General features: G+C 69.2%; 12 protein-coding genes. 7 read left to right on the forward strand and 5 right to left on the reverse strand.

Going from position 1 to position 11,997, the window contains the following annotated elements; genetic code table 11:
- Positions 1-106: 106 nt before the first annotated feature.
- Positions 107-1,072: a GlxA family transcriptional regulator gene (locus GON06_RS16825; protein WP_157313462.1), complete on the reverse strand. Its 966-nt coding sequence runs from the start codon at positions 1,070-1,072 to the stop codon at positions 107-109.
- Positions 1,073-1,161: 89 nt separating this feature from the next.
- Here GON06_RS16825 and GON06_RS19005 point away from each other — a divergent pair, with 89 nt between their 5' ends.
- The gene (locus GON06_RS19005) at positions 1,162-1,290 is read left to right on the forward strand and encodes a hypothetical protein (RefSeq protein ID WP_269778458.1); all 129 of its coding nucleotides are present in this window, start codon (positions 1,162-1,164) and stop codon (positions 1,288-1,290) included.
- Positions 1,291-1,351: 61 nt separating this feature from the next.
- Positions 1,352-2,023 carry an NRDE family protein gene (locus tag GON06_RS16830; RefSeq protein WP_332837659.1) on the forward strand — a complete coding sequence of 224 codons (672 nt, stop codon included), beginning with the start codon at positions 1,352-1,354 and terminating at the stop codon, positions 2,021-2,023.
- 9 nt (positions 2,024-2,032) lie between these two features.
- Here the strand turns inward: GON06_RS16830 and GON06_RS16835 are convergent, their stop codons facing one another.
- Genes GON06_RS16835 through GON06_RS16850 form a run of 4 tightly spaced genes read right to left on the reverse strand, consistent with a single transcriptional unit; the run spans position 2,033 to position 6,637 of the window.
- Entirely contained in the window at positions 2,033-3,319 is a 1,287-nt protein-coding gene (locus GON06_RS16835; protein ID WP_157313463.1) for an ion channel protein, read from the reverse strand.
- A gap of 13 nt (positions 3,320-3,332) precedes the next feature.
- The gene (locus GON06_RS16840) at positions 3,333-4,955 is read right to left on the reverse strand and encodes a SulP family inorganic anion transporter (protein WP_157313464.1); all 1,623 of its coding nucleotides are present in this window, start codon (positions 4,953-4,955) and stop codon (positions 3,333-3,335) included.
- On the reverse strand, positions 4,952-5,872 hold the full coding sequence (locus GON06_RS16845; RefSeq protein ID WP_157313465.1) for an HAD family hydrolase: 921 nt from the start codon (positions 5,870-5,872) through the stop codon (positions 4,952-4,954). The genes GON06_RS16840 and GON06_RS16845 overlap by 4 nt, the downstream gene beginning before the upstream one ends.
- A gap of 30 nt (positions 5,873-5,902) precedes the next feature.
- Positions 5,903-6,637, reverse strand: coding sequence for a potassium channel family protein (locus tag GON06_RS16850; RefSeq protein WP_157313466.1), 735 nt, complete (start codon positions 6,635-6,637; stop codon positions 5,903-5,905).
- 73 nt (positions 6,638-6,710) lie between these two features.
- Between GON06_RS16850 and GON06_RS16855 the strand changes: the two genes are divergently transcribed.
- From GON06_RS16855 to GON06_RS16875, 5 genes are all read left to right on the forward strand, one after another.
- Positions 6,711-7,601 carry a formylglycine-generating enzyme family protein gene (locus GON06_RS16855; protein ID WP_157313812.1) on the forward strand — a complete coding sequence of 297 codons (891 nt, stop codon included), beginning with the start codon at positions 6,711-6,713 and terminating at the stop codon, positions 7,599-7,601.
- Between the two features lie 40 nt (positions 7,602-7,641).
- Positions 7,642-8,136 carry a carboxymuconolactone decarboxylase family protein gene (locus tag GON06_RS16860; protein ID WP_157313467.1) on the forward strand — a complete coding sequence of 165 codons (495 nt, stop codon included), beginning with the start codon at positions 7,642-7,644 and terminating at the stop codon, positions 8,134-8,136.
- Positions 8,137-8,142: 6 nt separating this feature from the next.
- Complete coding sequence (locus GON06_RS16865) at positions 8,143-9,138, forward strand: pirin family protein (protein WP_332837660.1); 996 nt, start codon at positions 8,143-8,145, stop codon at positions 9,136-9,138.
- A gap of 13 nt (positions 9,139-9,151) precedes the next feature.
- Entirely contained in the window at positions 9,152-9,517 is a 366-nt protein-coding gene (locus GON06_RS16870) for a GNAT family N-acetyltransferase (protein ID WP_157313468.1), read from the forward strand.
- Between the two features lie 105 nt (positions 9,518-9,622).
- Positions 9,623-11,965, forward strand: a complete 2,343-nt coding sequence (locus GON06_RS16875) for an arylsulfatase (RefSeq protein WP_157313469.1) — start codon at positions 9,623-9,625, stop codon at positions 11,963-11,965.
- The last annotated feature ends 32 nt before the right edge of the window (positions 11,966-11,997 follow it).

Genomic DNA, 11,997 nt, shown 5'->3' on the forward strand with positions numbered 1-11,997 from the left:
GTCGTCGGACACAGACGTCACAGGCGTGACGCATATGTTTCTGCTTGCAACAAAAACATAGAAGGATGCCGAGACAATAAGCAAGAGTTTCGGAATGTTTCGAGGATCAGACGACGGACTCCTCGACGCAGCTGAACGCCGCGCGGTAGGCAGTAGGGCTGGTCCCGACGATGCGGGCGAAGTTCTGCCGCAGCACCGCCGCCGATCCGAAGCCGCACTCCGCGGCGATCTGATCGATGCCCGCTTCGGTGCGCTCCAGCATCCGCTGCGCCTGGATCACGCGCTGCCTGGTCAGCCAGACTGCGGGCGTGACACCGTGCTCTGCCTTGAACCGTCGTGCGAACGTGCGCGGCGACATGTGCGCGCGCTCGGCGAGGCGCTCGACCGGCAGGTCGTCGCCGAGGTGCTCGACGGCCCAGTTCGCCAGGCTCGAGAGCGAGGCCTCGACGACGACCGGGATCGGCCGATCGATGAACTGCGCCTGCCCGCCGTCGCGCTGCGGAGGCACGACCATCCGGCGCGCGATGCGGTTGGTGAGCTCGGCCCCCAGCTCGATGCGCAGCAGCGACAGGCACGCGTCGATGCCGGCCGCGGTGCCGGCGCTGGTGATGATGCGGCCGTCGTGCACGAACAGCACGTCGGGGTCGACCGTGACCGCGGGATACCGCTCGGCCAGCACGTCGGCGTACATCCAGTGCGTCGTCGCGCGGCGTCCGTCGAGCACCCCGGCCTCGGCGAGCGCGAAGACGCCACTGCACTCGCTGAGGATCCACGCGCCGCGCTCGCTCGCCTCGCGGACCACGTCCAGAATGCGGGGATCGACCGAGTCCCACTGCTCGCGCGGGAACGGGCACAGCACGAGCACGTCGGCCTCGCGCGCGAAGGAGAGGTCGCCCACTCCCCCGACGGTGAAGCCCAGCTTCGAGGGCACCTCTCCGGCATCGGCGGCGACCACGCGGAAGTCGAAGTTCGGCACGCCGTCGTCGGAGCGGTCGAGGCCGAACACCTCGCACGCGATGCCGAACTCGAAGGGGGCGAACCCGGGCTGGATGATGCAGGCGACGGTCTTCATCGGCACTCGATTCAAGTTGGCAGTTTTCCTGCGAATGCTGTCCATCATGCCACTCGTGGCGGTTTTCCACCAGACGTAGCGTTACTGCCATGTTCATCGTGATCCTTCTCAGTGCAGTGGCCCTGTGGGGTCTCATCGCGACCGTCGTCGAGCTCCGCCGCGACGGCTACCGTCCGGTCCCCACGGACTGGAACCGGGTTCCCGCCGACCGGCGCTGACCGCCCTTCGTGGCGAAGGGCGCTCGGATCCCCGGGGCCGCACCGCCCATAGACTGGCCGCGTGTGCACCGTCGTGATCGAGACCGAACCGGGCTCGGCCCGACTGCTCGCCGTCCGCGATGAGGACCCGCAGCGCGATTGGGACGACCTCGGCCCGTGGTGGCCCGAGCAGTACCCAGGCGTGATCGGCATCCGCGACCGTCGCGCCGGCGGCGCATGGCTCGCCATCGATCCGGCCTCCCGGCGCCTGGCCGTGCTGCTCAATCGCGCCGACCTGCTCGATCTGCCCGACGATCAGGCGCTCTCGCGCGGCTCGCTCGCGCTGGAGTCGGTCGCCGGCCGTTCTCCCGCAGGCTCACCGCGCATGCACGGCTTCAACCTGCTCGAGGTCTCGCCCGAGGGCGCACGGGTGCTCGCCTGGGACGGTGAGGCACTGCGCGAGACCCCCGTCGAGCCGGGCGTGCACATGATCGCGCACGACGACCTCGACGACCCCGCCACGGCGCGGATCGCCGCCTGGCTGCCGCGGTTCCGGGCATCCGATCCGGAGGACTGGACCGCGCTGCTGCGGGAGACCGCCGCGCTCGACCCCGACGACGACCGCGCGATCATCCGCGACAACACCTCGCACGGCTACCCGACGCTGTCGCTGCTCTACGCCACGGCCGCGGTCGGCGCCGGCGGCGCGACCGTCTCGTCGCACGTGCTGGAGCGTCCGGGCCACTGGGACTGACGACTCTCGTCAGGCCGTCGCGGGCTCGTCCTTCCTCGGCGCCACGATCAACTCGGGCGCCGCCGTGACGACCAGCCAGAGCGGCAGGATGATCACGCACAGCAGGGGCAGGACGGTGATGTCGCCGACGAGCGCGACCGCGAGGAACAGGGCGATCCAGCCGTCGTGTGTGGCGACCAGCGTCGCGCCGAGCGCCGCGCAGGCCACCGCGAGCGCGAGCGGGATGCCGGGGAAAAGTGCTGCGGCGAGCAGTCCGAGGGCCACGCCGATGAACACGACCGGGAACACCCGGCCGCCACGGAACCCGGCCGCCGCGGCGATCACCAGCGCGACGAGCTTCACCCCGGCGAACAGTGCGAGCTGCCCCGCCGAGTAGGCACCGGGGTCGGAGAGCAGCGCACCGGTCTCGTTGAGGCCCTTGAACATCGTCAGCGGTCCGCCGATGACGGCGAGCACGCCCAGCAGCGCACCACCGAGCGTCGTGAACAGCAGCGGGCTGCCCAGCGAGTGGAACAGCCGGTGCGCGATCGGCAGCAGCACCGCGGCGAGGATGACGATCAGCGCAGCGCAGATCGCGATTCCGACGCCGACGACGGCGTCGAAGAAGTCCGCCTCGCCGATCGGCGGCAATGAGAAGGCGAGCGTGTTACCACCGAGCAGCTTCATCGTGATGGCGGCGGATGCCGCGGCGGCGAGGGGCAGGAACAGCTTGTCCCAGAGCGCGCCCTCGCCCTTGATCGCCCCGATCGCTCCGGTCAGCACCAGTGCGGCCGCGACCGGGGTGCCGAACAGCGCGCCGATCGTCGCCGACATCGCGAAGACCGCGGCGAGCTTCGCCGGGATCTTGGCGGCGAACCGCGCGAGCACGGCGACCGCGAGCGCGCTGTTGATGCCGATGATCGGGTTCTCCGGCCCGAGGCTGACGCCGCCGGCGAGTCCGAGCACCACGGCCAGGGCAAGCGAGGGCAGCGCGATGAGTTTCGGCGGCTCGGCGTCCAGCTCACCCACCGCCGAGTCCGGGCCGCCGTGCCCCGGCAGGTAGCGCACGGTCGCGCCGACTGCGGCGCCGGTCAGGGTGAGCACGCCGATCACCCAGAACGGGTTGTCTGGGCCGAATCCGAATGCCGCGGGCAAGGCGTCCCAGAGCACGTGCTCCAGTCCCTCCGACAGCATGTCGAGCGCCCACAGCATGAGCGCGGACCCGACGCCGACGGCGATCGCCGGCACTGCCATGACGAGCAGCTTCCGCGCCTGGGTGGCCCGCCGCGCCCCGGCGATGCTGCTGCTGTGGCTCATCTCTCCCCCGCGCTCACTCGGCGCGCCCGCGTACCGCGGCATCGAGCGTCTCGTACACCCGGCCGTCCGCTTCGAGCGTCGCGTACCAGGACCCACGGCGAGCGACGGTCGCCCCGGAATCCGGAACGGCGGCCAGTCTCAGTTCGATGCCCTGCGCGGCCAGCTCGGTGTCGAGATCGGTGAGCGTGTCGAGCACGGTGACAGACACCACCCGCATCTGCGCCAGCTGCAGTGCGAGCACCTTCACCCCGGGCGCGGCCGCGGCGGCATCCAGCACGGCGGTCTCGTACGGCAGTGCGTTCGCTGTGTACACCGGTCCGTTCAGCTTCACCGGCAGCACGTCGCCGTCGACGTCACCGACAGAGATCCGCACCCGGTTCAGCTCACGGAACACCACCACGAAGGTGCCGATGACGCCCACCGCGACGGCCAGCAGCAGTCCCGCGGTGAGACCCACGAACGCGGTGCTCGCCGCGACCCAGAAGTCCGCACGGTTCAGTCGCCACAGTCGCGCCATGCCCTTCACGTCGATCAGGCCGACCACCGCGACGAACACCAGCGCGGCCAGGGTGGCCTGCGGCATCAGGCTCAGCACCGGCCCCAGGAACAGCGCCACCAGCAGGGCGAGGATCACGGTCACGACCGTCGCGATCTGCGACTTCGCACCCGCGCCCTTGTTCACCGCGCTCTGCGAGAACCCGCCGGCGGCGGGCAGCACCTGGAAGAACGAGCCGATCGCATTGGCCGCGCCGGTCGCCATCAGCTCGCGATTGCTGTCGATCTGCGGCTCGCCGGCCTCGCGGATGCCGCGCGCCACGGCGCTGGACTCCAGGAACGCCATGATCGAGATCGCGAACGCCCCCGGCACCATCGCCCCGATGTGTGCGAAGGTCGGCAGCTCGAACGGTGGGAAGCCCTGCGGCACGGGGGCGATCAGTTCCACGCCGGCGTCCTTCAGCCCGGCGAACGCCGCGAGCAGGATGCCGGCGGCGACGACGATCAGCGGAGCGGGCACGCGCGGAAGGAAGCGCTTCAGCAGCACCAGCACGGCGATCGACCCGATCGAGAGCAGCCCGGTCGTGAGGTTCATGCCGGGGACGGCCTCGACGACGCCGAGGATCGAGCGGATGAACCCGGAGCCGGAGTACTCGCTGTCGACGCCGATCAGCTTGGGCAGCTGGCCCACCGCGACGGTCGCGCCGACGCCGACCTGCACGCCGATGATGGTCGGTTTGGAGATGTACTCGACTGCGCCGCCGAGTTTCAGCACCCGCGCGATCAGCAGGATCACGCCGACGAGCAGCGTGAGTGCCATGAGGTCTGGCACCGGATCGTCCGAACCCACCGCGACGCCGGCGGACACCAGCGTCGTCGCGGTCAGCGTGGCGATCGTCGACGTCGTCGACACGCTCATCGCGCGCGAGCCGCCGAGCATCGCGTAGACCAGCATGGGCACCATGCAGGTGTAGAGGCCGATCTGCACGGGCAGGCTCGCGATGGTCGCGTAGGCCATCGCCTGCGGCACGACGACGGCGCCGGCCGAGAGTCCCGCCACGATGTCGGGTCCGATCCAGGACCGGTGGTACCCGCGCAGCGTGGGGAAGAACCAGGCGCGCGTCGCCGTGGGCGCACTCATGCCGGGAAGACCTGCTCCCAGTCGTTCGCGACGCTGATCACGGTGACGTCGTCTGCGGCGAGCGCCTTCTCGGCACCGCCGTCGTACGGGGCGTCACCGCGGCCGGAGTGGTCGTCGTGGTGGACGAGCAGCGCGAGGCCCCGGCGCACGGTGCCGTCGCCCACGGCGAACTGCAGCATCGGCAGGTCTCCGTTCGCATTGCCCGCGGCCAGCAGCGGACGGCGCCCGATGCGGCTCCAGATGCGGACCGGCTTGATGGGGCCGTCGTCGAGGAAGTCCAGGTTCGCCGAGAACTTCACTGCCCTGGCATCCTCGTCGTACGTGAGGCCGTAGGCCGAGCCGATCACGCGCTCCGGCGGGATGCCGTAGTACGCCTCGGTGACGCTGCGCATGAAGTCGCGCTCGCCGGCGGAGGCGATGTAGCAGGTGAACCCGTTGGCCTCGAGGTAGCGCAGCAGCTCGCGCATCGGCTCGTAGACCGCTCCCGAGAACAGCGTGCCGAGCGTGGGGTGCTTCGCGGTGCGGAAGAATTCGGCGACGGATGCCGCGTACTCGTCCACCGTCATCCCGTCGGTGAGCCCGACCAGGGCGCCCAGGAGCACCTTCAGATCGCTGTCGTCGCCGCCGTAGTGCTTCTCGACGGCACTGCCGATCCAGCCCAGATCGCCCGAGGCGACTGCCTTGTACGGCTGCTTCTCCGCAAGGGACGGATCGGCCTTCACCTCGGCGGCCCACTGCCCGATGATGTGGTCGAGCTGGATGATGACCGGCTTCTCGGACCACAGCGTGCCGTCGTTGTCGAACACGGCGATGCGCTCCGCCACGGGCACGGCATCGGGCCCGGTCGTGACGGACTCGACGAAGTCGACGATCGTCCTGCGGGTGGCGGTGTCACGCCACGAGGGAAGGCTGGTCATGAGGGCTCCTCCGATCCTGATGAGGTCAGGTTACTGAATGGGATCGCTTCCGTGCGGCTTCCCGCCGCCCTGGGCGAGGTCCTCGCGCAGCGCGGCGATCTCGTCACGCAGCGCGCGCACGTCGTCCTTCGTCGCGGCATCCGCGCCGTCGCCGTGCGCACCGCGTTCGAACACCCACGACGCCAGCGTCGCCGTGATGACGCCGGCCAGCGCCACGCCGCCGAACATCAGGATGACGCCGACCAGCCGGCCGATCACGGTCACCGGTGTGAGGTCGCCGAATCCTGTCGTCGTCGCCGTCACGCAGGCCCACCAGAGGGCGTCGCCGAAGCTGACGATGGTCGCACCGGGGGCGCCGCGCTCACGGTCGAGCACCTGCAGCGATGCGATGAAGATGAGGATGGCCGTGGAGGCGATGCCGTAGACGAGGATGCGGGTGCGCAGCGCTGCCGCCCTGGTGCGGCGCATGCCGGGCAGGTGCGTGAAGACCCTGGCGACCCGCACCAGCCGCAGCACCGGGACCAGGGTGATCGCGAGGTCGGCGAGATGCGTGCGGAACCAGCGCCACTTCTCCGGCGCCAGCGAGAGACGCACGACGTAGTCGATCACGAACATCGCCCAGGTGACGACCACGACGGTGTCGGCCACCATCGCCCACGGGCCGTCGGCCTCGGTGATCACGCGCCAGGAGTACGCCAGCAGGAAGGCGATGGACGCGACCAGCAGCGTGGGCCCGGTGCGCCGCCTCCAGGTCGTCTCATCCATTCCTGAATCATGCCAGCGTCCCGGCATCCGCTGCGAGCATTACGGTTGAGCCATGGCGGATGACGAGCGCGAGATGGTCCTGATCCCCGGCGGCACGTTCACGATGGGATCGACGGAGTTCTATCCCGACGAGCAGCCCGTGCACCAGCGCGAGGTGGCGTCCTTCCGCATCGACCGGTACGCGGTCACCAACGCCGACTACGCGCGGTTCGTCGAGGACACCGGCTACGTGACGGTCGCCGAGCGGCCGATGGACCCGGCACTGTACCCCGGCGTCGCCGAGGAGGATCTCGCACCCGGAGCGATGGTGTTCACCCCGACCAAGGGCCCGACCGATCTGCGCGACTGGCGCAACTGGTGGCGCTGGGAGCCGGGCGCGCACTGGCGCGCGCCGTTCGGCCTCGACTCGAGCATCGACGATCGGATGGACCACCCTGTCGTGCACGTCGCGTTCGAGGATGCCACGGCCTACGCCGAGTGGGCAGGCCGCCGTCTGCCCACCGAGGCCGAGCACGAGTACGCCGCCCGCGGCGGCGTCGACGGCTCCCGCTTCGCCTGGGGAGAGGACCCGTATCCGGGCGGACGCGCGCTGGCGAACTCGTGGCTGGGCCGGTTCCCGTACGACAACCGCGGCGTCGGCGGCACCGCCCCGGTCGGCTCGTACCCCGAGAACGGCTACGGCCTGTTCGACATGATCGGCAACACCTGGGAGTGGACCACCGACTTCTACGCCCCGCGGCACATCGTGCCGACCGACAAGCCGGTGGATGCCGGCAAGCGGGCCAACCTGCTCGCGGCGGCGAGCTCGCGCGAGGGTGAGCAGATCCCCCGCCGGGTGCTCAAAGGCGGGTCGTTCCTGTGCTCGCCGGACTACTGCCTGCGCTTCCGGCCCGCGGCCAGGTCGCCGCAGGCCGAGGACACCGGGATGTCGCACGTGAGCTTCCGGCTGGCATCCGACGCCTGACCCGATCACCACGGAATCCGACTCACGACGAGGAGAGAACATGCGCCCCTATCTCGACAAGGCCGCCGCCGACACCTGGAAGGCGGTCACCGCCATGTCGCCCGTCATCGCCGCGACAGCCGCCGCCGCGGGCGTCTCCGTGGCCGAGACGGAGTTCATCAAGGTGCGCGCCTCGCAGCTGAACGGATGCGCGTTCTGCCTCGATCTGCACTCACGGGAGGCACGGGCCGCGGGGATCACTCAGCAGAAGCTCGATCTGATCCCCGCCTGGCGCGAGTCCACGCTGTTCACCGAGCGCGAGGCCGCCATGCTGGCCATCGCCGAGGCCGCGACCCGCTTGCCGCTCACGGAGGACGCGGTCGCCGATCTCGAGGGCGCACGGAACCTGCTCGGCGACGAGGCATTCGCCGCAGCGGAGTGGGTCGCGGTGGCGATCAACCTGTTCAACCGGGTCTCCATCCTCAGCGAGCACCCGGTGCGGCCGCGCGATGCGGAGGGCAAGATCGAGATGCGCCGTGCTGAGCGAACGGAGTGAGACGAAGTGAGCGACCTCGAGAAGGACCCGCAGGTCGAGGTCCTGGAGCCGGGACAGCCCTGCACCGGCGTCGAGGTGCTCGAGCCTCGCGAGGTTCCGCTCGGCGGGCCTCGCGCGATGACCGTGTACCGCACGCTGCCGCAGAAGCAGCGGTCGCTGGTCGGCGCCTGGTGCTTCCTCGACCACTACGGGCCCGACGACGTCGCCGTGTCCGGGGGCATGGAGGTGCCGCGGCATCCGCACACCGGACTCGCGACGGTGAGCTGGCTGTTCACCGGAGAGATCGATCACCTGGACTCCGGCGGCAACGCCGCCGCAGTGAGGCCCGGCGAGCTGAACCTGATGATCGCGGGCAGCGGCATCACGCACTCGGAGATCAGCACTCCCGAGACCCAGACGCTGCACGGCGTGCAGCTCTGGTACGCGCTGCCGGAGAGCACCCGGTTCACCGAGAACCACTTCGACCACTACGCACCGGAGCCGGTGTCGGTGCCGGGGATGACCGCGCGGGTGTTCATCGGATCGCTGCTGGGATCGACCTCGCCGATCGACACCCGCACTCCCGATCTGCTCGGTGCCGAGCTGGTCCTCGAACCCGGCGCGTCGGTGACGCTGACGGTGCGCACCGACTTCGAGCACGCGCTGCTCGCCGAGACCGGCGGGTTCGAGGTGAACGGCACCACGGTCGGGCATCGCGAGCTCGGCTACGTACCGACCGGGTCCGACACGATGCATGTCACGGCAGGCGCGGAGGGCGCCCGCGTGATCCTGCTCGGCGGCGTCCCGCTGGGCGAGCAGATCGTGATGTGGTGGAACTTCGTCGGCCGCAGCCACGACGAGATCGTCGAGTTCCGCCGTAGGTACCAGGCCGAGCTCGGCTTCGAGCCGGCGGATGCTGCGGATGCCGGCAAGCCGGCTCTGTTCGGCGAGTTCCCCCCAGGGCAGCGGGCGCCGCTGCCCGCCCCACCCATGCCCACCATCCGGCTGCGGCCGCGCGAGTGATCAGGAGACGAACATGACGAACGACCGCTACATCGTGCGGGACCGCCCCGAGGAGTCGCGCTACGTACTGCTGGACACAGGCGAGGACGGCACCGGCGACAAAGAGATCGGCGAGGAGTCCTACGTCGACGTCGCGGCTGAGGGCGGGAACCAGCGTGTGCTGTTCCACACCGGCGTTTCGGAGGAGTACGGCGGCAAGGGCCTGGCCTCTGTGCTGGTGCGCGCGGCGGTCGACGACGTGGTCGCCTCGGGCGCCGCGATCGTGCCGGTCTGTCCCTACGTCGTCGCCTGGCTGCCGAAGCATCCGGAGTACGCCGAGCACGTCGTGCAGCAGACTCCGGTGCACAAGAAGGCGATCCGCGACCAGCTGAAAGGCTGAGCCTCCCGATCCCACCCGGGTGATCCCGCCCTGCCCTCTTCCACCCAACCGCGCCGCCCGATAGGTTCGGGATCAGCAGTGCAGACGCCGGAGAAAGGGAGCATCATGGCACGGGAATTCCAGGGGAAGATCGAACTCGACGTCCGCGACTCGCAAGGCGACTGGGACGCCTTCCTGCCCAGCAAGGCACCGGCGGGATCGCCGAACGTGCTCGTCGTCCTCTATGACGACACGGGCATGGCCGCCTGGTCGCCTTATGGCGGCCGTATCAACATGCCCACGATGGACCGTCTCGCGAAGGGCGGACTCACCTACACCCAGTGGCACACCACCGCGCTGTGCTCACCGACGCGCTCGACGTTCCTCACCGGACGCAACCACCACCTGAACGGCTTCGCGACGATCTCGGAGTCGTCCACCGGGTTCCCCGGCTACAACTCGCACATCCCTGAGTCGAATGCGACGATGGCGAACGTGCTGCGGGATGCCGGGTGGTCGACGTTCTGGGTCGGCAAGAACCACAACGTGCCGATCGACGAGTGGACCGCCGGCGCCTCGAAGAAGCACTGGCCGCTCGCGCAGGGCTACGACCGGTTCTACGGCTTCATCGGCGGCGAGACCAACAACTGGTATCCGTCGCTTGCCGAGGACAACCACTACATCGATCAGCCCTACCTGCCCGAGGACGGGTACCACCTCTCGAAGGACCTCGCCGACCAGGCGCTGAAGATGATCCGCGACGTCAAGCAGACCGAGCCGGAGAAGCCCTGGTACCTGTGGTTCTGCCCCGGCGCCAACCACGCCCCGCACCACGCGCCCGAAGAGTACATCGCCAAGTACAAGGGCATGTTCGACGACGGCTACGAGGCGTACCGTGAGTGGGTGCTGGAGCGGATGAAGGAGAAGGGAATCGTCCCCGAGGACACCGAACTGACTCCGCTGAACCCGATGCCCGACGGCACCTTCTCGCAGAGCGACGAGGTGCTCCCCTGGGACACGCTGTCCGCCGAGCAGAAGGCCATGTTCAGCCGCATGGCCGAGGTGTACGCCGGTTTCAGCGAGTACACCGACAGCCAGGTGGGCCGCATCATCGACTACCTCGAGGAATCAGGACAACTCGACAACACCCTCGTCATCTACTGCGCCGACAACGGCGCATCCGGCGAGGGCTCGCCGAACGGATCGGTCAACGAGGGCAAGATCTTCGGCGGCTATCCGGACAGCCTCGAGGAGAACCTCAAGCTGGTCGACAGACTCGGTTCCCCGGACACCTACAACCACTACCCCACGGGGTGGGCGGCGGCGTTCTCGACCCCGTACAAGATGTTCAAGCGCTACACCTACCAGGGCGGTGTGGCCGACCCGATGGTGATCCACTGGCCGGCCGGATTCTCGGCCAAGGGCGAGATCCGTCACCAGTACCACCACTCGGTCGACGTGGTCCCGACGATCCTCGAGGCGTGCGGAGTCTCCTTCCCCGGCACCTACAACGGCATCGAGCAGACCCCCCTCTCTGGAGTCTCGATGGTGCCGTCCTTCACGGCGGCACCGGACGGGCCGACCAACAAGAAGACCCAGTACTTCGAGATGTTCGGTCAGCGTGGCATCTGGCACGAGGGGTGGAAGGCCGTCACAGTACACGGTCCGGTCAGCGGCAAGGGCGACTTCCCGAACGACGTCTGGGAGCTGTACCACACTGATGTCGACCGGGCCGAGGCGCACGATCTCGCCGCCGAGCACCCCGACAAGCTCGAGGAGCTCAAGGCGCTGTGGCTCGAGGAGGCGAAGGGCAACCTGGTGCTGCCGCTGAACGACCTGCAGATCATCGGCAACCCGAAGGACTTCGAGACCTTCATGAAGATGGAGTTCCACCAGCCGGCACCGCCCTCGGGACAGTTCACGTACTACCCGGGAACCAGCGAGGTGCCGGAGCGGTCCGCGGCGAACGTGCACGGTGGCTCGTACAAGATCGCAGCGGAGATAGAGTTCACCCCCGACACCGAGGGCGTGATCTTCGCGCACGGCTCGCGGTTCGGCGGCCACGCCCTGGTGGTGAAGGACGGGCAGGTGCACTACGTGTACAACTTCCTCGGCATCCCGCCGGAGGATCGGGTCTCCGCCCCCGTGCCGACCTCGGGCAGGCACATCATCGGTGTCGAGTTCGTCAAGGAGGGCACCGGCGACTACCGGGAGCCGAAGGGTCCGGTTCGGCTGTACATCGACGACCAGCAGGTCGGCGAGAAGCAGATCCGCACGATCCTCGGTCACTTCTCGCTGTGCGGTGAGGGACTGACGATCGGCCGCGACAGCGCCGATCCGGTCTCGTCCCTGTACGGCTACGGGTTCGACTTCACCGGCGGCGAGATCGCCAAGGTCGTCTTCGACATCGCCGACGACGCGTACATCGACCTCGAGGCGCACCTCGCCGCCGCGATGGCGCGCGACTGAATCATCCGATCCGGGCGAGGGGGTGCCGTCGG

Origin of the sequence: Microbacterium sp. MAH-37, from assembly GCF_009758255.1 — a bacterium.
In the GTDB taxonomy this organism is placed as follows: domain Bacteria; phylum Actinomycetota; class Actinomycetes; order Actinomycetales; family Microbacteriaceae; genus Microbacterium.